The sequence below is a fragment of the Paenibacillus phyllosphaerae genome, from assembly GCF_014192105.1.
GTDB lineage: Bacteria > Bacillota > Bacilli > Paenibacillales > Paenibacillaceae > Paenibacillus_Z > Paenibacillus_Z phyllosphaerae.
The window spans coordinates 398,734-421,601 of record NZ_JACHXK010000003.1 but is presented as its reverse complement, the minus strand read 5'-3'; the positions used below and the strand labels follow the sequence as shown (position 1 = coordinate 421,601).

Here is a 22,868-nt window from a genome sequence, read left to right as displayed (position 1 = left end):
CGGTTCACCAACCTTTTTCAGAATCCGTATTGTAGAGCAATTGGGAGCGAACGTCCGCGATCAAATAAAGCGTACCGGTAACAACGGCCAGCTCGTTCTCACCAGTTAATTGTGTAAGCCGCGTTAACGCCTGCTTCCAATCCGGTTCCACGATAAGCTCGAAGGGACGATCCTGCTGCTCCCTTAACTGATGGACGATCTCGGCCAGCTCCTGCGACGGCATCGCCTTGCGGAAATCAGGCTCGGTCACGACAAGTGTATCCACTAGAGGTAGTATATGCCGCAATGTGTCGTGATGATTCTTATTTGCCAGCATGCCCATCATGAGATGGAGCTTCCCGTACCGGTAGGTGCTCTTAAGCGCCGCAGCGAGCATCTGCGCCCCTTCCGGATTGTGCGCGCCGTCGATCAGAATGCGAGGAGACTGACTCACGAGCTCCAGTCTTCCCGGCCACTTCGCCTGCTTCAATCCTTGTTGCAAGTCCTCATCGTCTAGGATGAGCGCGTAGTATTGACGCAGGACTTCAAGGGTCATGACCGCTACAGCCGCATTCAATCTTTGGTGCTCCCCGCTAAGTGTAATGCTGAGCGATTCCAAGTGACGGAACGGGCCTTCGAACCGGAAGGATTGCTCGCTCTCCGTGACTTCGATCGCTTCCTGACGGAAGGCTTCGCCAAGCAGATACAGCGTGCTGTTGCGTGATTGGGCTGTTGCCCGAATCACTTCAACGACTTCAGGCTGCTCCACAGCCGAGATGACCGGTACGCCGGATTTAATAATCCCGGCCTTTTCTCTAGCCACCTCATCAAGGGTATTACCCAAAATATCCATATGGTCATGACCGACATTCGTAATGACGGACACGATCGGCGTAACGATATTCGTCACGTCCAGACGTCCGCCCAGTCCCGTCTCCCATACCACAAAGTCTGGGAACGAGACGGTTCCGTAATAGAGAATGGCCAGCGCAGTCGCGACTTCGAACATGGACGGAGAACCAAGCTCCGTTGCTGCGATCTCTTCAACCTGCGGCTTCAGCTTGTTCGCAAGCGCGAGCAAAGTCTCTTCCGGGATATCCGCTCCGTTATACTGGAACCGGTTCGTAAACTTCGTGATATAGGGGGACGTGAACGTCCCGACATCATAGCCGCTCTTCAGCAGCACGCTTGTCAAGTAGGCACAGACCGAGCCTTTTCCGTTCGTGCCGGCAACATGGATGAACTTTAATCGCCGCTCCGGATGACCGAACTTCTCCATCAGCAGCTGAATCCGTTCCATGCCCGGTCTGATGCCGAACGGCACCAGACCTTCAATCCAATCTCTGGCTTCTTGATAAGACGCAAGCTGGCCGCTGGTTATCGGCTGCTCCTGATTACTCATGGCTTATCCTTCTTCCTGATTCACATTAAAAATGACCCCATTAAGCGCGCAGATCTTCCAGTCTCGCTTGAACCTTCGCGCGTTTATCCGCATAATCGGCCATCTTCGCTTTTTCTTCTTCGATCACCTTCGCAGGCGCCTTGGCCACGAAACCTTCGTTGCCAAGCTTCTTCTCGACGCGCTCAACCTCGGAAGTCAAATTCTTGATTTCCTTCTCGAGACGCACGATCTCTTGATCAATATCGATCAAGCCCGCAAGCGGGAAGTAGAGTTCCGCACCGGTTACAACGGCTGTCATCGCCTTATCCGGCGCAGTCTGGGCACGGTCGATCGTCAGCTTCGAAGTGCCGCAGAAACGGCTGACGAATTCCTCGTTGCGGCTGAGGATGGCCGCTTCCGCTTCGCCCGATGGCTTAATGAGCAACTCGATCTTCTTGCTCATCGGTACGTTCACTTCGGCGCGAATGTTACGGACGCTGCGGATGAGCTCCATGAGCAACTCCATCTCGCGAACGGCTTCCGGCGCTTCCAGAGCCGCGTCATAGGTCGGCCATGCCGCCAGGGTAATCGTCTCGCCTTCATGCGGAAGGTGCTGCCAAATTTCCTCACTGATGAACGGCATGAACGGGTGGATGAGGCGCTGCGTCCGGTCGAGCACATAAGCAAGCACCGATTGCGTCGCGCGTTTGGCTTCCGCGTCTGCGCCGTACAGGTTCAACTTCGCGAACTCAATGTACCAGTCGCAAAGATCATCCCAGATGAAATTATAGAGCAAACGTCCGGTCTCGCCGAACTCGTAGCTGTCGATCAGTCTTGTGATCTCGCGCGTCGTTTCGTTCAGGCGGTGCAGAATCCATTTGTCCGCCGTGCCGAGCTTCACATTAATGTCGATATCCGCTGCGGTAACGCCTTCTAAGTTCATGAGCGCGAAACGGGACGCATTCCAGATCTTGTTCGCGAAATTACGCGCCTGTTCAACCTTCTCCCAACGGAAGCGCAAATCTTGACCCGGCGTGCTGCCTGTCGAGATCATGAAGCGCATGGCGTCCGCGCCATACTTGTCGATGACCTCTAGCGGATCGACGCCGTTGCCGAGCGACTTGGACATCTTCCGTCCGTTCTCATCGCGAACGAGGCCGTGCATGAGCACATCCTTGAACGGAATCTGATCCGTAAATTCAAGCGCCGTGAAGATCATCCGAGCCACCCAGAAGTAGATGATGTCATAGCCGGTTACGAGCAGATCGGTTGGGTAGTAACGCTTGAAATCCTCGGTCTCTTCCGGCCAGCCGAGCGTCGAGAACGGCCACAGACCCGAACTGAACCAAGTATCCAGCACGTCATCGTCTTGGCGAATCTCAGCGCTGCCGCAAGCCGAACATGCCGTAAGATCTTCACGGGATACGTGCATCTCGCCGCAAGAATCGCAATACCAAGCCGGAATACGGTGACCCCACCACAACTGACGGGAAATACACCAGTCGCGGACGTTCTCGATCCATTGCAGATACACTTTGTCGAAACGATCAGGCACGAAGTTAACGCCTTTGCCCGACTTCTGGTCGTTGATCGCGCGTTCGGCAAGCGGCTGCATCGCGACGAACCATTGCGTCGACAGGTAAGGCTCGACAACCGCCCCGCTGCGCTCGCTGTGCCCGACTTGATGGACATGCTCTTCAATGCGGATGCATACGCCCTGCTCCTGCAGGTCAGCAACGATTTTCTTGCGACAATCCGAACGGTCCAACCCTTTGTAAGGACCCGCTTCATCGTTCATGATGCCGCTCTCGTCCATGACGACGATCTGCAGCAGGTTATGGCGTAGGCCAACCTCGAAATCGTTCGGATCATGAGCAGGCGTAATTTTAACCGCGCCGGAGCCGAAATCTTTCTCAACGTATTCGTCGCCTACAATCGGAATTTCACGGCCGATAATCGGCAGCACGAGCATCTGGCCGATCAGATGCTTGTAGCGCTCGTCTTCCGGATGAACCGCAACCGCCGTATCGCCGAGCATCGTCTCCGGACGTGTAGTCGCGACCGTAATAAAGCCGCTGCCGTCCTTAAGCGGGTACTGCAGATGGTACAGATTGCCGTTCACTTCTTTATATTCAACCTCGATATCGGACAGCGCCGTGCGGGCAGCCGGATCCCAGTTGATGATTTTCTTCCCGCGGTAGATCAAGCCTTTGTCGTATAGCTGCACGAATACTTCGCGAACCGCCTTGGACAGCCCTTCGTCTAGCGTGAACCGTTCACGGGAATAGTCGAGCGAGAACCCCATCTTCGCCCACTGCTCGCGAATCGTATTGGCATAGAGATCCTTCCATTCCCAGACTTTCTCCAGAAACTTCTCGCGTCCCAGATCATATCGCGTAACGCCTTCCTCGCGCAGCTTCTGCTCCACCTTCGTCTGCGTCGCAATACCCGCATGGTCGCTGCCTGGCAGCCAGAGCGCGTCATACCCCTGCATGCGCTTCGTGCGAACCATAATGTCTTGCAGCGTAAAATCGAGCGCGTGCCCGATATGCAGCATGCCGGTTACGTTCGGCGGCGGAATAACGATCGTGTACGGCTGCGCGTCAGGGCGCTTGCCCGCTTCGAAGAAATTGCCTTTCATCCAGTAGTCATACCATTTGGTCTCGGCTGCCTTCGGATCATAAGTCGTCGGCATCGATGTCGTCGTCGTATTGTCAGACATTGCGTTCTCTCCTTCAAGTAGATATTCCCTCAAGCTCAAGGGAAGAGCAGGGAAAAAGGGAAAATAAAAAAACCTTTCGTCCTTATGCAAAGGACGAAAGGTTTAGCTTCCGCGGTACCACCTTTGTTTCGCATGCGAATAAACACGCCCGCACACGACACTTGATGCAGATAACGGCTGCGCAGCCGTCCGTAACTTACAGAATCCTGCGATCCTTTCATTACGGCAACTCTGGGGCGACCCGTCGCATCAAGCATCCTACGGAACCTCACAGCGCAAACGGTTCCGCTCTCTGAAAGTGTTGCTGCCACTCTTCCCCTTCAACGTCTTTAGAAGAAAGTATTACCTTATAACCCCTATCATACACGTTCTTAATTCATGCAGTCAACCCGGGCGGCCGTCTAACCGCTAACAACGCTGCACGAAGCACGCAAAAAGCCTGAATCGCTCGTCAATGACGGCAATTCAGGCGTTCGGCGTAACATGAGCAAGGGTCTTACGGAATGTACAGGACCTGGCCTTCCGACACGTTCTGGTCGCCAAGCCGGTTATACAAAGCAATCTCCCGTGCCTGCAACTGGTAACGTCCCGCGATGGAGTCCAGCGTCTCCTCTTTTTGGACGATTGCAATCCGCATCTTCTTAAACTCGTTGCCTTCAGCAGGCCTGTTCAAGAACAGCCGCTTCCATTCGATCTCGTCCCCGTTTGACTTCTTAGCCTCTTCCGCCGCTCGCTTCGCACTCAGTTCGGCTGCCGCCCTCGCTTCTTGCTCACGTTGGCTGGAATGCAGCAAGGAACGGAAGCCGATCCCGCCGGCTGCGGCAGGCTCCAGCTGCTCTTGAACGGACTTGCTGCTGACGGCTACTTTCATTTCCTTGCGCGGTGCATCAGCTTCTGCCGTCTGTTCGTTAAAGCTTGTAACCGGTTGTCCTGCAGCGCTCTGCGGCTCTTCCGCTTCAATCGCCTGAGCATCAGGTTCCGGGACATCCGCTTCCGTTACATACGGACTGAAAACAGCTTCGCGAGTGGGTTCATCCGTCTGCGCGCCGATTGGCTCGTCTGCGGCAGCAGCCGTTGGTTCGGATTCATTCCTCGGAGCCGCTTCCTGCTCCCAAGAAGCCCGCTCTTGTTCAGCAGCCGCTTCGATGGCACGGGAGACAGCTTCCCGCTCCTGGCGCTCAAGTTCTTCCTGCTCGCGCTGCTTGGCCGCTTCCTGTTCAAGCCGAGCAGCTTCTGCCGCCTCTTGCTGAGCAATCGCCTGACGCCATTGCTCCTCTTCCTCCTGCTGCGCTTCTACCTGCCGCGCCTCTTCCTGCTGACGCCATTGCGCTTCCTCTTGCTCTCGCAGAAGCTGCGCCTCTCGCTCGAGCTGCTCGGCCGCAAGGCGCTGGCGCTCAGCTGTCTCCAGCTCGATCGCCCGCTGCGCTTCCTGGAATCGCTGCCCCTCGGCAGAAGCTATCCAGTTCGCATAGTAATCGTTCGATGCTACCGCTTCAGCCTCTTGCGCAGGCCGTTCATGGACAACCGTAAATGGCTCTTCTTCTACCCAGCTCTCAGGCTGAGGCGACGGCTCAATGCCAATGCCCAGCAACGAGAGGACACCGGTTATGTTCAATGTTCTTGCCGATAGCAAATCCACGTCAAAGTTATCAATCTCTACGGAAATATCGTCGAGACGGTTGATCCGATTCTGCGGAAGCGTAATCTCCACCGGAATCCAATGCTCGAGCGACTGCGCGTCTGAACGTTCATTCTGCGCACGATAGACACCAGACAAGAGCAGATGGCCTTTCAATAGCACTTGCTCGCCTTGCTGCAATACTTGTATACGGGGGACAAGCTCAATCTCTTCCAGCTCGTCGATCCCCAATACATCATCAGGCAAATGAACGCGTTCATACACATCAAAACGTAAACCGTTCGTTTGATTTGACACGCTTGTCGTCCTCCTTTCCCCTCCAGAACAGCTTGGATACAGTTACCTTCCCTATTCACTATATGGTTAGGAGGGGGCGGGCATGCCTAAGATTTTCTAGTTCCGGGACAACTTCTCCCGCAGCTGCGCAAACCAGGACGGTTCAGACGCTTCCACTTGAATGGGATCTTGGGCAAAAGGAGGGGTGAAGCTCAAGCTGACGCCTCGCAGCGCTTGATGCTTCAAATCCTTGTCATTCCCGCCATAGAGCGTATCGCCGACGAGGGGATGGCCGATATGGCTCATATGAACACGGATCTGATGCGTCCGCCCGGTCTCGAGCGTCAAGCGTACACGAGAAGCATGCGCATAACTTTCCATCAGCTCAAAATGCGTCTTGGCCGCATCGCCGGATGGCGATACGCGCCTGCGCGACTTATGATGCCGGTCCTTGCCGATCGGCGCATCGATCGTGCCCGCGCGATTCCCCAAACGGCCGTGGACGATCGCTTCGTAACGGCGGTCAATCTGCTTATGGCGCATCGCCTCATCCAGCAGAAGTTGGGCCGGCTCATTCTTCGCATAGAGAACCGGTCCTGCCGTATCGTCATCTAATCGGTGGATATGCTTGACGGGCTGCGGGTCGCCTTGGGCCAGCATGTAACGTGCAACAGCCTCATCGAGCGTCCCCCGATGGCCCGGCGCATTCGGATGAACCGGCATGCCGGACGGCTTGTCCATCACGAGACACCAGTCATTCTCATAGAGTACGACAGGCTCTAGCATCCCCGCTCCCGGCTTGACTGCTGACGCCGGCAGTTTAGCCATCGCATAGGTTGCGTCCTTCAACAAATTGGCAGGTGCAAAAGCATGCAGCCGTATCGCTTCTCCCTCCACCTGGATGCCGCCCACCGAGAACAGGCGGTTGATCCATTTGTCCGGGAAAACAGCAAGAGCCAGCAGCCGCTGGCGCACGAGGTGCGGGTGGCTGCCGGCCCGAAGCGGCTCCTGAAGCTCAATCGACTTCGCTTGACATTCGCGGTTCAGCGCTTCAATCGAAGTGACGAGCCATTCTCCTTCTCGAGTAACGATCAGATTCATATCGGATTCGCTCCAATCTCACGCCTACAGACGGCGAAGCGCTTCGTCATGAGCGGCAATCGTCGCGTCAATGGCTGCCTCGTCATGCACAGCCGAGACGAACATGCCCTCGTACTGCGAAGGTGCAACGCTGACGCCCAAGTCCAGCATGCTGGCAAAATATGCTTTGAACCGTTCAAGATCCGCCGTCTTGGCTGTCTCATAGTTAATAACATGCGTCTTGGTGAAGAACGGGCAGACCATCGACCCTACGCGGTTGATCGTGCTCGGAACGCCATGCTTGTTCGCGTTCGCTATGAAGCCCTGCTGCAGGCGGACCGCCATACGCTCCAGATGCTCGTAAGTCTCCGGCTTCAGCAAGCTCAGCGTCGTATACCCGGCTGCCATAGCCAGCGGATTGCCCGACAGCGTGCCGGCCTGGTAAATCGGACCGCTCGGCGCCATCATCTCCATGATTTCTCGTTTGCCGCCATATGCGCCGACAGGAAGGCCGCCCCCAATGACTTTACCCATGCACGTTAAGTCAGGCGTAATGCCATACAATCCTTGAGCACAGTTATAGTGAACGCGGAAACCCGTCATGACTTCATCGAAGATAAGCAAGCTTCCGTACTGCGTCGTCACATCGCGCAGCCCCTGCAGGAAGCCAGGCAGCGGAGGTACGACGCCCATGTTGCCGGCAACCGGTTCTACGATTACGCAGGCAATCTGCTCGCCGAATTTCTCGAACGCCAACTTGACGGACTCCAAATCGTTGTAAGGAACGGTAAGCGTATGGGAGGCTACGCTCTCCGGTACGCCAGGGCTATCGGGAAGGCCCAGCGTCGCTACGCCAGAGCCTGCTTTAATAAGCAAGCTGTCCGCATGTCCGTGATAGGAGCCTTCGAATTTCAGAATCATGCTGCGTTTCGTATATCCGCGCGCCAGACGAAGCGCGCTCATTGTCGCTTCCGTGCCCGAGTTGACCATCCGCACGCTCTCGACAGATGGGACACGGTCCACGACCAGCTGCGCCATGATTGTCTCCAATTCCGTCGGAGCGCCGAAGCTCGTCCCTTTCTCCGCCGTCTTCTTGATCGCCTCAATGACTTCCGGATGGGCGTGACCCATAATCAAAGGCCCCCAAGAAGCAACGTAATCGATATAGCTGTTGCCGTCGATGTCGAAGACGCGGTAGCCTTCGCCGCGCTCCATATATACAGGTGTAAGACCAACGGAACGGAATGCCCGGACCGGGGAGTTCACGCCACCGGGAATGACTTCTTTGGCTTTGGCAAAAGCCGCTTTGGAACGGTCGTCTTGCCGCTTCTGAACTTGCTCGCTCATCGTATGCACCTGCCTATTCTTCAAGATTTCGTCGCTCTGTTGCTCTTATCCGAGCAAATTATTGCTCACGCAGCCAACGCGCTGCATCCAGCGCATGATAGGTAATGATCAGGTCAGCACCCGCGCGCTTCATGCCTGTCAGCGTCTCGAGCACGACGGCACGCTCGTCGATCCATCCATTCGCCGCTGCCGCTTTGACCATCGAATATTCCGCGCTCACATTGTAAGCCACGACCGGAAGGTCGAAGTGTTCCTTCAACATGCGCAGCACATCCAGGTAAGCAAGCGCAGGCTTCACCATCAGCATATCCGCGCCTTCCACGACATCAGACTCGGCTTCACGCATCGCTTCGCGCAAGTTCGCCGGGTCCATCTGGTAGGTCTTGCGGTCTCCGAATTGCGGCGAAGAATGGGCGGCATCCCGGAACGGACCATAGAAGGCAGAGGCATATTTCACGGAGTAGGACATGATCGGCACATTCTCGTAACCTGCAGCATCGAGTCCTTCGCGGATCGCATGGACGAAACCGTCCATCATATTGGACGGTGCAATGATGTCCGCGCCTGCTTCTGCCTGCGAGATAGCCGTCTTCACGAGCAATTCTAGGGAGGCATCGTTGTTCACGTCAGCAGCGCCCGTCACCGGATGATGGTGGATAACGCCGCAGTGGCCGTGTTCGGTATAAGCACATAGACAGGTATCCGCAACGACGACAAGCTCGGGCGCCCACGACTTGATCGCCCGCGTAGCTTCCTGCACGATTCCGTTCGGATCATAAGCGGAAGATCCGACTTCATCTTTCGTCTCCGGCACGCCGAATAACAGGACCGATTTCACGCCGCTTGCAACAACCGCGTCGATTTCGGTTTTCAGTCGGTCCATCGACAAGTGATACACACCTGGCATCGATGGAATCTCGGATTTAATGTTCTCGCCGTAGGTGACGAAAATCGGATAAATGAAGTCATTCACGGTCAACACGGTTTCTTTCACCATCTGGCGAAGGGCCGATGTACCGCGCAGTCGACGCAGTCTCGTAATTGGATAGCTCATAATTATTGGACCTCCTTCTTGTTGTCGCGCCTCAATCGTAACCGGTATGCCGCGATCTCTCGGACAAGCGCATCGATCGTGGAATCTTCCGGCTGTATATGTACATGCAGTCCTGCTTCTGCGGCAGTCTTGGCGGTTACCGGACCGATACATGCGATCACCGATTGACTAAGCATGCTCACCGGGTCTTCCGCCCCCATGCGTCTAAGCAGGGTTAACAGGTTCGTAACGGTAGAGGAACTCGCGAAAGTAATGATATCGACCTTGCCATCCTGCAGCAATTCAAACATCTCCGGATCCTGTTCCTCGGCAATGACCGTCTCATACACATCCAGCTCGACCGGATGAAGACCTCTGGCTGATAATTCCCGCGGCAGAATCTCCCGGGCAAGATCGCCGCGGGGCAGCAGTACGCGCTGGCCTGGAAGCAACTCTTCTCCCAGCCGGTCAAGCAAGCCTTCGGCCTGGAATTTCGCGGGCAGCACATCGACGATCAACCCCCGCTGTTCCAGTGCCTCGGCGGTCTTCGGTCCGACTGCAGCAATCCGGGCACGATGGAAGCGGCGAATATCGATGTTAAAGCGCTTGAGCCAAGCAAAGAAGTAATCGACGCCGTTCACGCTCGTAAACATGATCCAGTCGTACGTTTCCGCTTCGGCCATCGCGTCCTTCAATTCACCGATCGCCTGTTCCTCATCCGGCACTCTCGTCTCTATCACAGGGAACTCGCATGGTTCCCCGCCAAGTTCCTCAATGCGGGCAGCCAGATCACTGCTCTGTGCACGCGCTCTCGTAATCAGGACACGCGTACCGAACAACGGCTTCTTCTCCACCCATTGCAGCTTCTCCCGCTGCTTCACAACTTCGCCGACCACGATAACGGCAGGCGGTTGGAAGTTGGCTTCTTGCACGATCGACTCGATGGTGCTCAGCGTACCGGTAATCGTCTGCTGCTCGACTCTCGTTCCCCATCGAATCAGGGCAACCGGCGTATCTGCTGGCTTACCGTGCTTTATGAGCTGCTGAGCAATATAGCCGATCTTGGCGACGCCCATCAGAAAAACAAGCGTCCCCGTCGCATGCGTGACCTTGTCCCATTGGATCGACCGTTCAAGCTTATCCGGGCTCTCGTGGCCGGTAATGATCGACAATGATGAGGCTAAATCCCGGTGCGTCACAGGAATGCCGGCATAGGCGGGGACTGCGATTGCAGACGTGATGCCCGGAACGATCTCGAACTCGACCCCATTCTCGCCTAGCAATTCCGCCTCTTCCGCAACACGGCCGAAGATCGTCGGATCCCCGCCTTTCAACCGGGTAACTACTTTCCCTTGCAACGCCAGGTCAACGAGCAGCTGATTGATCTCTTCCTGCTTCATCGTATGGCGGTCCGGCAGCTTGCCTACGTACACCTTCTCAGCGCCAGGCTTCAGTTCGCCAAGCAGCCTGGGGCTTGCAAGGCGATCGTAGACGACTACGTCACATTCCCGGATACATTCCAGTCCGCGAACCGTGATCAGCTTCGGATTGCCCGGTCCTGCGCCAACCAGATAGACTTTCCCTCTCCCGCGATCCATCTCTCTAGCCTCCAAGCTCGGCCAAAATACGGTCTGCCCCTTTATCTTTCAGCAGCGCTGCAACCTCAAGACCGAGCGCTTCCGGATCCGTGCCTTGACGCATTTCTTTCAGCAAGACCGTGCCGTCCGGCGTGCCCACGATACCGGTCAATGTCAGCATAGGCGCGTCGCACTGTCCTTCTGCGAGCGTCGCATATGCGCCGATCGGAATCTGGCAGCCGCCATTCAGTGCACCCAGGAAACTGCGCTCAGCCCGAACGGTCAGCTCCGTTTCCTTATCGTTAAGCAGCGCCAGCAACTCGAGAATGACCGGGTCGTTCTCTCGGCATTCGATGCCAAGCGCTCCTTGTCCAACCGCCGGTACGCATACGTCTTCCGTGATGTACGAGGAAATTTTGCTTTCCCATCCCATACGGTGCAGACCTGCTGCCGCTAACACGACCGCATCGAAACCTTCCGAGTCCAGCTTGCCGATGCGTGTATCGATATTGCCGCGAATTGACTCCAATCGAAGGTCCGGACGCGCATTCTTCAGCTGACTCGAACGGCGAAGGCTGCTGGTTCCTACTTTGGCGCCTTGCGGCAGCTGTTCGAGCGACCAACCATGCTTCGTGACCAGTGCGTCACGCGGGTCTACCCTGCGCGGGATTGCGCCATTCGTCAGTCCCTCCGGCAGCTCGTAAGGCATATCTTTCATACTATGTACAGCCAGATCGATGTCGCCGTTTAGCAGCGCTTCTTCGATTTCTTTCACGAACAGTCCCTTGCCGCCCACTTTGGATAGCGTGACGTCAAGAATTCGATCGCCTTTGGTTACGATCTTGCGAACTTCGAATTCATAAGGAAGACCATGCTTCTCGCTAATGGCCTTTAACTGGTCAATAACTTGTCCGGTTTGCGTAAGCGCCAGTTGGCTTTGTCTCGTTCCAACTACAATTGTTCGTCTCTCGCTGCGAATCGTCTCCATTACTCCTCATGCCTCCTGCTTGCTGCTATTCGTATCCGGTTCAGCCACTCTGCTGGATCCTCTTCCGGAATAAAATCATATTGCGAATGAAGCATCCGTTCCTCCATCTCCAAGGAGGCCTCCCTAAGCAGCCTTTTCCTCGACTCGGGATCCGGCTCTACTTCTTGTACATGCGCTCTTAGTGCTCCTAGTCTTGCGATTCCTTCCGCATACGCCTCGCCATAACGTCGTTCCAGTTCCTTCCGAATCTGAATCGCCATGGCAGGACTACTCCCGGACGTCGAGACGGATAACACCAAGTCACCGCGTCTGACCACGGCAGGGACGGCAAAGTCCCCCTGATCCGCGTGTTCGGCCATATTGACCAAGATGCCCCGCTTCTTGCAGTCATTCAGTACCCGAGCATTCACGGACGGATTGTCCGTCGCGGCAAAAACAAATCGCGCATCCAAAAGATCCTCTTCTATATATTCCCTACGGCGGATGCGGATAGACCCAATTGCCGCCAAACGCTCCAATTCCGTCGTATGCTGCAGGCTTACGACGACCAACTGATCGCCGCCAGCTTCAAGCAAACTGCGAATCTTCCGCTCCGCAATTCTGCCCCCGCCGATTACGACACACCGCTTACCGCGAAGATCGACCATTATCGGAAACATTGCTCCCATACCGGAACTATGCTCCTTTCATCAGATGAATACATGCTGACACCTACCTATGACCAGCTATGGAACGACGAAGCCTGATTCATCAGAACATTAAGCAGCAGCAGCGCATAACTGAGCAGTATCATCCTCGCCGTCTTCCAACTGGGCACGTCAAGCACCTTGCGCTTAAGCACCGTCCAGATGAATAAAGCTAATGCGATGAAGGACGCCACCACTTTGGGATCAAGCAGCAACGAATATCTGCCCTCCGTCAAAATCGATGTCACCGCCACGGCGAGCGATAGGGCGAGCAGCGGCGTACCCACCAGCGCGCTTCGATACATCCAAACATCGATAACGGCTAGACTCGGCAGCCTCCGCACCGATTGCGTCCACACTTTTTCTTTCAACCGATTATGTAAGAACAAATACATGCCCGCGAAGATCGCGGATATCGTCAGCGCCGCATAGGCGCAAATCATGAAGCTGACATGAACGTACAGCAGCTTCTTGGCGACTTCCCAGCGTTCGAGCGAAGTTCCTTCGCTAATTCCGAACAGATTCAAAGCGAGCACCGCAAATCCAATGACGTTGACGAAGAATACGATAAATTCGATTCGGAAAAACCGGCTCATGACGAGCGAAATCGTAACGAGCAGCCATGAGAACAGGAGCAAATATTCTGACAATGTAAAAAAGGACATGTCCAAGTGCGCGACGATCCGCATGACAAGATAGACGGTCTGCAGCACCCAAACGAAAACAAGCAGCCCTGTGCCCATCTGCTTCGCCCTCCGATTTCGATCTACAAAATCAGAGAAGTAAAACAGCAGGCTCAGGGCGTATATATACAGCATTGCATCATATAACCAGTTCTCTGTAACCATATGCGCCTCCACGCTTCACGGTATCGGCCCCGTGCAAGTGAGGCAGGCCGTATACGGGATACGGCCTGCCTCTCAACGGATTATGGCGTTACAACTGCCGTTCTGCCCGGCAATTGTACGGCTGGCTGCATTCCTCTGCCAACCGGCTTCGAGCTGCCTCCGTGCGCTGACCGTTCTTTGCCGGATGCCTGCTTCTGCTGTTCATCCCCTTGCGCGAGCGTATCCTCTAATGCGAATAACTTCACAAAGAGATCCATCGCTTCATCGCCGCGCTTCTCTCCGGCCATCTCTTTAATGCGAACGATAGGGTCTTGCATCATTTGATTCACAATGCTCTTGGTCAGCTTGCGAATGACCTTAAGCTCACGTTCATCCAGATCGGGCAGTTTATTCGTTAAGCTTGCCATCGTCTCTTCATGAATCGACGCGGCTTTTTCCTGCAACGCCCGAATCAGCGGCACAACGCCAAGCGTCTTATACCAGCTGCGGAACGCTTCAAGTTCCTCTTCAATGAAGGATTCGATCTTCGCTGCCTCTTGTCTGCGCAGTTCCAGATTGCTCTCCACGATTCCCTCCAGATCATCGATGTCATACAAGAAGACGTTCTCTACGGATGCGATCTTCGGATCCAGATCTCGGGGAACCGCGATGTCAATCATGAACAGCGCTTTGGACTTCCGTTTGTGCATCGCTGCCGCTACCTGTTCTCTACTGAGGACATAGCCGTCAGAGCCAGTAGAGCTAATCAGTATATCCGCCTCATGTAAACGGTCTACCGCACGATCCATCGAGCATGGAACACCGTTAAACTTCTCCGCCAATTCGACGGCTCGCTCATAAGTACGGTTCACGACAACAATTTGCTTCACGCCATTAGCATGCAGATGCTTGGCGGTAAGCTCGCTCATCTTGCCGGCGCCAAGGATCATGACCGTCTTCCCGCGGAAGTTACCGAAGATCCGTTTGCCCAGTTCCACGGCTGCATAACTGACCGATACGGCCGATTCTCCGATCGATGTCTCGGAATGCGCCCGCTTGGCCAAAGTGACGGCTTGCTTGAACAGCATGTTGAACAGCGTCCCCGTTGCCTTTTGTTCCTGCGCAAGCAGGAAGGCATTGCGAACTTGGCCTAAGATCTGCGTCTCGCCGATAACCATCGAGTCTAGGCCGCTTGTTACGCGGAACAGATGCTCAATCGCCTGTTCGTCTTCATACATATAAAGATGGTTCGTGAACTGATCCCTCGGTAACTTGAACCATTGCTCCATAAAGTTGCGTATATAGTGTCCACACAGCTGGTGGCGATCAACTACGGCATACAATTCCGTGCGGTTGCAGGTCGCTACAATGACACATTCCATGATGCTCTTGGTCTGCTTCAGTTGTTTGAGCGCTTCCGGCAATTCCCGTTCGGCGAAAGCAAATCTTTCACGAACTTCAACGGGAGCTGTCCGATAGTTCAGCCCGACAACGACGATGTGCATGCGCGTTCACCTGCCCCTCAATATTTTTAACATTAGTTATTATAGCACAGTTCGACAACCTGTACGCCTGCATTTATGAAAAATTCTTGAAGAAGCATACGCTACTATTTACACCAGCTTCGGCATATAAAAACGGTCATGGATATTACTCCATGACCGCTCATTCCGTTGTTTATATTACACAAACTGCGTTTGTTTCATCTCTGGTTCTACGACTTGCAATTCGCCCATGCCGCGTACCAATTTCTTCGCATGCGTCGTGGTCGGCTTAAGGACGGAAATCATGTAGTCAATCGCCAACTGCGGATCCACTGTTTCGCCGCAAGTGTAGCAATCGAGTGCAGCAAAACCCTTCTCAGGATACGTGTGAATGGAGAGATGGCTTTCAGACAGTAATACGAGCACAGTCGCTCCTTGTGGCTCGAATTGTTTGGCTTGCACAGAGAGTACGGTAGCACCACACGCTTCAGCGGCCTCCACCATTTGGGCTTGCAAAAACTCCGCGTTGTTGAGTAACTCGAAATCTACACCCCAAGTATCTACAGCAACGTGTCTTCCGAAAGTTGAGTATTCCATCTTTCGGTTCCCCCTTCCTAGGAATAAAATGTTTTAAAAATTTCATCCGCTAGGACCTACGTCATTCACTGCCCGAGGGAATAATCTCTCGCAACATTACCATGTCCTGAGTGAATCCTGGTTCCTATTATTTACTTGATTGTTTTCAACGAATCTAAAAATAACATCTATCGCACAGAAATGCAACACCTTTTTTTGCAATCCGGTATGAATATCTCTGCGGGATATTTCACCGTTATAAACGTATGTGGAATTACGCCATTCGGTGAAGGCTTCACGCGGTTTTACGAGAATAAAAAAACCACTGCATCTGCAGTGGTTTCATGAATGGAATGTAGTTGAAAAGTGAGGTCGTTGTTATGCTTCAAGGACAAAGAGTTGGTGCGTTGTCTGCTTAAGTTTCTCATCAATAAGCGCGATCTGCGCCGCATCCGAGCATTGATTCCGAAGATCCAGCAACTCATTGACCGCATTGTGCAGCAATTGAATCGTCTGTTCAACGTCGTTGATCCGGAACTGTTTCTCCAGCTGGCCGACGGTGTCCTTGAATTCGAATACCGTGCGGCTTTCGCCTTTGGATTGCTCGACGATCTTGCGTACAGCGCCTTGCACATAATGATAGGTCATCGTATAAGCTGGATAAATGCGGTTAACAATTGCATCCCCATGGAATTTAGCGACGGCTTTACGCATCGCATTCGTCAATTTGGGATGTACCAAGCGACAGGACATGATGCATACATATAGATCCTGCTGACGCTCAAAAGTTAAGCGGACTTCTTCCCGCCCTGCGTCGTCTTCGAGAACCATCTCGTGATTGCCGTTATCGAGCACGCGCACTTGCTGTCTCACATGTTGCTCTTCAAAAAACCGGACAAATCCCGTCATCTCTTCAGCCGTTAATTGCAGAGAAGCTTTGACATACTCCGTGGCTATCCGCTGAGCCATAAAAATCTCCTCAATTCTTTAACTTGCACGATCCTATTTGTTAAGATCGTTCAAACCGATTGTGTTGCTTAACAATATTATACCCGATCGGATTGTTTTATTCCTGCCGGCCGGTCGTGATATTCTCGCATATTTCTGAAAAATTCCGAGGAAATCGCAACTGTTACAGCCTTTTAACCGTTATCCTCACTTTTCAATCACAAACTCACTCGGATTCTTTCGTTTCCTCAATTCGATTCAAGAGAACCTGCCACAGTTCGTCGCGTCCAAGCCCGGTCTCCGAGGAGAAGAGCACAACCTTATCGCGCGGATCCGCTTCGAGTTTCTCTTTAATGATCTTGATATGCTTCTGCCATTGGTTCTTCGAAATCTTGTCCGCCTTGGTCGTTACGATCGTTACGGGAATTCCGTAGTGCTTCAGCCAATTGTACATGAGACAGTCATCCTGTGAAGGCGGATGCCTAATATCAATAATAAGCAGCACCATCTTAAGCGGCTCGCGGTCACCGAGGAAGGTCTCGATCATCTGCCCGAACTGCTCACGCTGCGTCTTGGACACCCTTGCGTAGCCATAGCCCGGAAAGTCGACCAAGTAGAGCATTTGATTCACCCGGTAATAATTGAGCTGTTGCGTCTTGCCTGGCTGCGAGCTCGTACGGGCTAGATTCTTCCGATTGATCATTCGATTGATCAGCGACGATTTGCCGACATTAGAACGCCCTGCCAGAGCAAACTCCGGCAAGGCGTCTTCAGGGTATTGATTCGGTCGGACCGCACTGATGACGAATTCAGCTTGTGTAATGTTCATAAAGGTACGTCTAACCTGCTTTCTGTATTCACTGCTACTATGTGTGATTCCAACGCTCAATGCGCCTCTACCGGCGCTTGCGCCAATGCGTGCGTTAACACCTCATCCATATGCGCGACCGGGATAAACGTCATGTCATTACGGATGCTATCCGGAATGTCACGCAAATCGCGTTCATTGTCCTTAGGAAGGAGAACTGTCCGGATTCCCGCGCGATGCGCCGCCAGCGACTTTTCTTTCAATCCGCCGATCGGAAGCACACGTCCCCGGAGCGTAATCTCGCCGGTCATGGCGACTTCACGAGACACGCGGCGTCCGGTCAATGCGGAGATCAGCGCTGTCGCCATCGTGATTCCCGCTGATGGACCGTCCTTAGGGATCGCTCCCTCCGGAATATGAATATGGATGTCGTTCTTCTCGTGGAAATCGGCCGCTATGCCAAGCTCAGCGGCCTTGGACCGCGTATAGCTGAATGCCGCTTGCGCGGATTCTTTCATGACATCGCCCAGCTTACCTGTCAGAGTAAGCTTACCGGTCCCCGGAAGGGCCGTTACTTCAATGACCAACGTGTCCCCGCCCACCTCTGTCCAGGCAAGGCCGGTAACGGCGCCAATCTGATCTTCTTGCTCTGCCATGCCATAGCGGAACTTCGGCGGTCCAAGCCATTCTTTCACTTGGTCGGGATCGACGTCCAGCACTTGCCGTTCTGGATCCGATACGATCGTCTTCGCCGCTTTACGGCAAAGCGAAGCAACCTGCTGCTCCAAGTTACGCACACCGGATTCACGTGTATACTCGCGGATGACGAGCATAAGCGCGCTTTCGCTAACATTGAGCTGCTCCGGCGTCAGGCCGTGCTCCTTCTTCTGCTTCGGCAGGAGATAACGCTCGGCGATTTGCATCTTCTCAAGCTCGGTATAGCCCGGAATATACAGCACTTCCATCCGGTCTAGCAGCGGTCTCGGAATATTGTGGATGGCATTGGCCGTCGTTACGAACATGACGTTCGACAGATCGAACGGCAGCTCGACGAAATGGTCGCTGAACGTGTTGTTCTGCTCCGGATCCAATACTTCCAGCAGCGCGGACGCCGGATCGCCCCTGAAATCCATCGCCATCTTGTCGATCTCATCCAGCAGGAAGACGGGATTCAGCGAGCCTGCCGTCTTCATCCCTTGTATCACACGACCCGGCATTGCGCCGACGTATGTACGGCGATGGCCGCGAATTTCCGCTTCGTCGCGTACGCCGCCCAAGGAGATCCGCACGAACTCTCGGCCCAGCGATTTGGCAATGGAGCGCGCCATCGATGTTTTACCCACGCCTGGAGGTCCTACCAGACAGAGAATCGGCCCCTTCAGCTTCTTGACGAGCTGCTGCACGGCCAGATATTCCAGGACGCGTTCCTTCGGCTTCTCAAGGCCGTAGTGATCCTCATTCAGAATATCCTCGGCATGCTTGATGTCCAGCTTATCCTCTGTCAAGTGATTCCACGGGAGGGATAACAACCAATCGATATAATTGCGAATGACGCCGCCTTCCGCAGATGTGGAAGGCATTTTCTCCAGACGGTCGATTTCTTTCTCGACCTTCTCCTGCACTTTCTCCGGAAGTTCCGCATTCGCTAGCTGGCTGCGGAGTTCTTCAACCTCTCCCGCGCGGCCTTCCTTCTCGCCGAGTTCCTTCTGGATGGCTTTCATCTGCTCACGCAGATAGTATTCCTTCTGCGTCTTCTCCATCTGCTTCTTCACGCGTTGGCTGATCTTGCGTTCAAGCTCGAGCACTTCGCGTTCATTATTGAGCAGATCGAGCAGTTTCTCCAGACGGGCCCTGACGTCAATTGTCTCCAGAATCTCTTGTTTGTCTTTAATCTTCAGAGAGAGGTGACTTGTAATGACGTCAGCCAACCTGCCCGGCTCATCAATGTCGGAGACGGCCGCATGTGTCTCTGGCGTCACTTTCTTCGACAGATTGATGTAATGCTCGAATTGATTGAGCACCGTACGCATCAGCGCATCAATCTCCGGATCCGTCGATTCGGATTCCGGCAGTTCCTTCACCGACACTTCGTAGAAGTCATCATTCGGCAAATAATCGATGACCTCTGCCCGCACAACCCCTTCAACCAATACTCGGATCGTTCCATTCGGAAGTTTGAGCATCTGTCTGACGCGGGCAACCGTACCTACCCGGTAAATATCCTCCTGCGTCGGCTCCTCGATATTCACTTCCGACTGTGAACACAGTAGAATCATGTGATCGTCCAACATCGCGCGATCTAACGCGCGAACTGACTTTTCCCTGCCCACATCGAGGTGGAGCACCATGCTGGGGTATACAAGAAGCCCCCTAAGCGGAAGCAGGGGCAGCCTACGACCTTTCCATTTTGCAGGTCCCATACCAGCACCTCCATGATCGCTGAAGTTTTCCGCAACTCAGATGGATTAGTTTGAACGACCCGAAGGTCGATCAGCATTCCATCGAATAACCTGTTAAAGCGGAAAACCTGCTGTCGCTTTCAACCTGTTTCTTTTCCATTTTATCACTCTACGGAATCCGCCTGCAAATAAGGGAGGCTCGAAGCGATAAATACGTCCGTTGCCGGGGTTTGCGCCGGCATCGCGATACGCGTTTCTTCCCCTTTGAACACTTGACGGAATACCTCTTCGATGTGATCTACCGGAATGACTTGAAGCCCTTGCAAATCAGCGAATACGGCCTGCCAATTCTCTCGAGGGATAATAACCCGATTGGCGCCGGCTTGAAACGCCGCCTCCACTTTGGCCAATACGCCGCCTACCGGCTTAACGTTGCCGTGGATGCCGACTTCTCCCGTCATGGCGAGCTTGTTGTCTACAGGCTCTCCATTGATCGCAGAGGCGATAGCAGTTGCCATGGCAATACCGGCCGACGGCCCGTCAATTGGCGTACCTCCGGGGAAATTGATATGCAGATCATAATTCTCAGGTTGGAACCCGTTCCGCCGAAGCACGGTAAACACGTTCTCCACCGAGCCTTTCGCCATGCTCTTACGGCGTAAGGTCCGGCTTCCGCCGCCAAGTTCTTCCTCATCGACGACGCCCGTGATCGTGTAGCGGCCTCTACCGGCCCGTGCAGGAATCGCACTGACTTCAATCTCTAACATGGTCCCCATGTTCGGTCCATATACAGCAAGACCGTTCACGAAACCGATTTGCGGCTCGGCAGGAACCTTCCGATCCGGGCGAGGTGGGATTTGGCTGCTGTTGACGACCCACTCCACATCGGCCGCGTTAATCGCTTCTCTTTTCTCCGATAAAGCAAGACCTGCAGCCAGCTGAATGACGTTGACTGCTTCACGCCCATTCGTCGCGTAACGTTTGACGACATCAATGGCCTCTTGGCAAGGCGGCAAACCGATCTTCTTGAGCGCGTTCATCGCGATCTCCGCGATTTCATCTGCGAGCAGCGGGCGGAAGTAGATCTCCATGCAGCGCGAACGCAGCGCAGGCGGTAATTCTTGGGGAGACCGTGTCGTTGCGCCAACAAGCCGGAAATCGGCTGGAAGGCCGTTTTGGAAGATGTCATGGATATACATCGGAATATTCGTATCTTCCGAACTGTAATATGCGCTCTCCAAAAACACCTTACGATCTTCAAGTACCTTTAACAATTTATTCATCTGAATCGGATGCAATTCGCCGATTTCGTCAATGAACAACATTCCACCATGCGCCTTCGTTACAGCGCCAGGCTTCGGCTGCGGAATTCCGGCCACACCCATAGCGCCGGCACCTTGATAAATCGGATCATGCACCGATCCGATGAGCGGATCGGCAATACCGCGCTCGTCGAATCGGGCCGTTGTCGCATCGATCTCAGTGAACTTCGCGTCGCCGCCGAAAGGCGACGAAGGATTCTTCTTGGCTTCCTCCAGCACGACGCGCGCGGCTGCCGTCTTCCCGACGCCTGGCGGCCCATAAATAATGACGTGCTGCGGATTAGCGCTGCACAGCGCCGCTTTCAGCGCGCGCAAACCATCACGTTGACCGACGATATCGTTCATCGTCTGCGGACGCGTCTTCTCGGCGAGCGGCTTCGTCAGCGATATGGAACGCAGCTTGCGCAGCTTATCCATTTCCTTGCGAGACTCTCGATCTACGGCTGTTCGATTCGTTTTCTGATTACGCAGTAAGTTCCAAAAGTACAAGCCGATCACAATCGCAAAAAAAACTTGAATAAGCATTAAAGCCAAACTTAGACTCATATAGAATCGACTCCTCTCCAAACAAAAACATCCGGCAATTCCGGGGCTATACTTGTCAGTATTGCCCCTTGCCGGATGTAATAATCGTGAAGAGCCATCTAAAGTTTTGATTACCTGTTCCTTACAGCGCAGCCGGGTGATGCGCCTTACGGCCCGGAATTTCGCCTGTTTCTTCGAATACGCGGACAATCTCATCGATTTCCTTCTTCAATTCGTTCAACAACTCTGCTTCCGGCACTTTACGGATCATCTCACCATAGCGGAACAACATACCTTCTCCGCGGGCTCCGGCAATGCCAATGTCAGCCTCGCGCGCTTCGCCCGGGCCGTTGACCGCACATCCCAAAACCGATACCTTAATCGGCACCTTAATCTTGCTGATGTACTCTTCGACTTCGTTCGCGATAGAGAACAGATCAATGTCCAACCGTCCGCAAGTCGGGCAAGATACGAGCGTTGCCGCATTCGTAATCAGGCCGAAGCACTTCAGCAGCTCGCGGGCCACTTTCACTTCTTCGACCGGGTCAGCGCTCAAGCTGATCCGTACCGTATTGCCGATGCCCATAGCGAGCAATGCGCCGATACCCGCGGAACTCTTGATGGTACCCGTATGAAGAGTACCCGCTTCTGTAATCCCCAGGTGCAACGGATATTTGATCTGCTCCGCAGCCATGCGGTACGCAGCGATCGCCATCGGAACATCGGATGCTTTAAGCGAAACGATAATATCGTGGAAATCCAGTTCTTCGAGAATACCGATATGGAATAGTGCACTTTCAACCATGGCTTCCGGCGTCGGATACCCATACTTCTCCAGCAGGTGGTTCTCCAACGATCCCGCATTAACGCCGATGCGAATCGGAATCCCGCGCTCTTTACAAGCCCGGACAACCGCTTCGACCTTCTCTCGTCGTCCGATATTACCCGGATTGATACGTACTTTATCAATGCCGTTCTCGATCGCCAGCAGAGCGAGACGATAATCAAAGTGAATATCTGCAACAAGCGGAATGTGGATGCGTTTTTTGATCTCTTTAATCGCTTCCGCAGCCTCTTTATTGTTCACCGTTACACGGACAATTTGACAGCCTGCTTCCTCCAGCCGCAGAATTTCTGCGACCGTCGCTTCCACATCTGCGGTCTTGGTCGTACACATGCTTTGAATAATGACTTCGTCGCTGCCACCGATCGTCAGCGGCCCAACTTTGACAGGTACAGTATCTTTACGTAAATACATCAGGTTTCCTCTC

Annotated in this window: 17 protein-coding genes and 1 other annotated feature; all 17 genes read right to left on the bottom strand. The window is 53.9% G+C overall.

Going from position 1 to position 22,868, the window contains the following annotated elements:
- Positions 1-4: 4 nt before the first annotated feature.
- Positions 5-1,381 carry a bifunctional folylpolyglutamate synthase/dihydrofolate synthase gene (locus FHS18_RS09560; protein WP_183599394.1) on the bottom strand — a complete coding sequence of 459 codons (1,377 nt, stop codon included), beginning with the start codon at positions 1,379-1,381 and terminating at the stop codon, positions 5-7.
- A 40-nt stretch (positions 1,382-1,421) separates the two neighbouring features.
- The gene (locus tag FHS18_RS09555; RefSeq protein WP_183599392.1) at positions 1,422-4,082 is read right to left on the bottom strand and encodes a valine--tRNA ligase; all 2,661 of its coding nucleotides are present in this window, start codon (positions 4,080-4,082) and stop codon (positions 1,422-1,424) included.
- An 86-nt stretch (positions 4,083-4,168) separates the two neighbouring features.
- Positions 4,169-4,415: a binding site (T-box leader), on the bottom strand.
- Between the two features lie 163 nt (positions 4,416-4,578).
- Entirely contained in the window at positions 4,579-6,018 is a 1,440-nt protein-coding gene (locus FHS18_RS35135) for a LysM peptidoglycan-binding domain-containing protein (protein WP_183599390.1), read from the bottom strand.
- A gap of 96 nt (positions 6,019-6,114) precedes the next feature.
- On the bottom strand, positions 6,115-7,098 hold the full coding sequence (locus tag FHS18_RS09545; protein WP_183599388.1) for an RluA family pseudouridine synthase: 984 nt from the start codon (positions 7,096-7,098) through the stop codon (positions 6,115-6,117).
- 24 nt (positions 7,099-7,122) lie between these two features.
- On the bottom strand, positions 7,123-8,424 hold the full coding sequence (gene hemL, locus FHS18_RS09540; protein WP_183599386.1) for a glutamate-1-semialdehyde 2,1-aminomutase: 1,302 nt from the start codon (positions 8,422-8,424) through the stop codon (positions 7,123-7,125).
- A gap of 58 nt (positions 8,425-8,482) precedes the next feature.
- On the bottom strand, positions 8,483-9,478 hold the full coding sequence (hemB, locus tag FHS18_RS09535) for a porphobilinogen synthase (protein ID WP_183599384.1): 996 nt from the start codon (positions 9,476-9,478) through the stop codon (positions 8,483-8,485).
- Between the two features lie 2 nt (positions 9,479-9,480).
- A complete protein-coding gene (cobA, locus tag FHS18_RS09530) occupies positions 9,481-11,055 on the bottom strand; it encodes a uroporphyrinogen-III C-methyltransferase (protein WP_183599382.1) in 1,575 nt (524 codons plus the stop codon).
- A 4-nt stretch (positions 11,056-11,059) separates the two neighbouring features.
- Positions 11,060-12,022, bottom strand: coding sequence for a hydroxymethylbilane synthase (gene hemC, locus FHS18_RS09525; RefSeq protein WP_183599380.1), 963 nt, complete (start codon positions 12,020-12,022; stop codon positions 11,060-11,062).
- Positions 12,022-12,690 (bottom strand): precorrin-2 dehydrogenase/sirohydrochlorin ferrochelatase family protein, encoded by a 669-nt coding sequence (locus tag FHS18_RS09520; protein ID WP_183599378.1) that lies wholly within the window; start codon positions 12,688-12,690, stop codon positions 12,022-12,024. Before FHS18_RS09520 ends, hemC begins: the two co-directional genes overlap by 1 nt.
- Positions 12,691-12,737: 47 nt before the next feature.
- Positions 12,738-13,304 carry a cytochrome c biogenesis protein CcsA gene (gene ccsA / locus FHS18_RS09515; RefSeq protein WP_409348542.1) on the bottom strand — a complete coding sequence of 189 codons (567 nt, stop codon included), beginning with the start codon at positions 13,302-13,304 and terminating at the stop codon, positions 12,738-12,740.
- A gap of 332 nt (positions 13,305-13,636) precedes the next feature.
- Positions 13,637-15,040, bottom strand: a complete 1,404-nt coding sequence (gene hemA, locus FHS18_RS09510; RefSeq protein WP_183599374.1) for a glutamyl-tRNA reductase — start codon at positions 15,038-15,040, stop codon at positions 13,637-13,639.
- A 177-nt stretch (positions 15,041-15,217) separates the two neighbouring features.
- Positions 15,218-15,616, bottom strand: coding sequence for an adenosylmethionine decarboxylase (speD, locus tag FHS18_RS09505; RefSeq protein ID WP_183599372.1), 399 nt, complete (start codon positions 15,614-15,616; stop codon positions 15,218-15,220).
- Between the two features lie 357 nt (positions 15,617-15,973).
- On the bottom strand, positions 15,974-16,564 hold the full coding sequence (locus FHS18_RS09500; RefSeq protein WP_183599371.1) for a non-ribosomal peptide synthetase module: 591 nt from the start codon (positions 16,562-16,564) through the stop codon (positions 15,974-15,976).
- 205 nt (positions 16,565-16,769) lie between these two features.
- Positions 16,770-17,372, bottom strand: coding sequence for a ribosome biogenesis GTP-binding protein YihA/YsxC (gene yihA, locus FHS18_RS09495; protein ID WP_183599369.1), 603 nt, complete (start codon positions 17,370-17,372; stop codon positions 16,770-16,772).
- Positions 17,373-17,428: 56 nt separating this feature from the next.
- Positions 17,429-19,771, bottom strand: a complete 2,343-nt coding sequence (gene lon, locus FHS18_RS09490) for an endopeptidase La (protein WP_183599367.1) — start codon at positions 19,769-19,771, stop codon at positions 17,429-17,431.
- Positions 19,772-19,914: 143 nt separating this feature from the next.
- Positions 19,915-21,618: an ATP-dependent protease LonB gene (gene lonB / locus FHS18_RS09485; RefSeq protein WP_183599365.1), complete on the bottom strand. Its 1,704-nt coding sequence runs from the start codon at positions 21,616-21,618 to the stop codon at positions 19,915-19,917.
- 121 nt (positions 21,619-21,739) lie between these two features.
- Entirely contained in the window at positions 21,740-22,855 is a 1,116-nt protein-coding gene (ispG, locus tag FHS18_RS09480) for a flavodoxin-dependent (E)-4-hydroxy-3-methylbut-2-enyl-diphosphate synthase (protein WP_183599363.1), read from the bottom strand.
- Between the last annotated feature and the right edge of the window lie 13 nt (positions 22,856-22,868).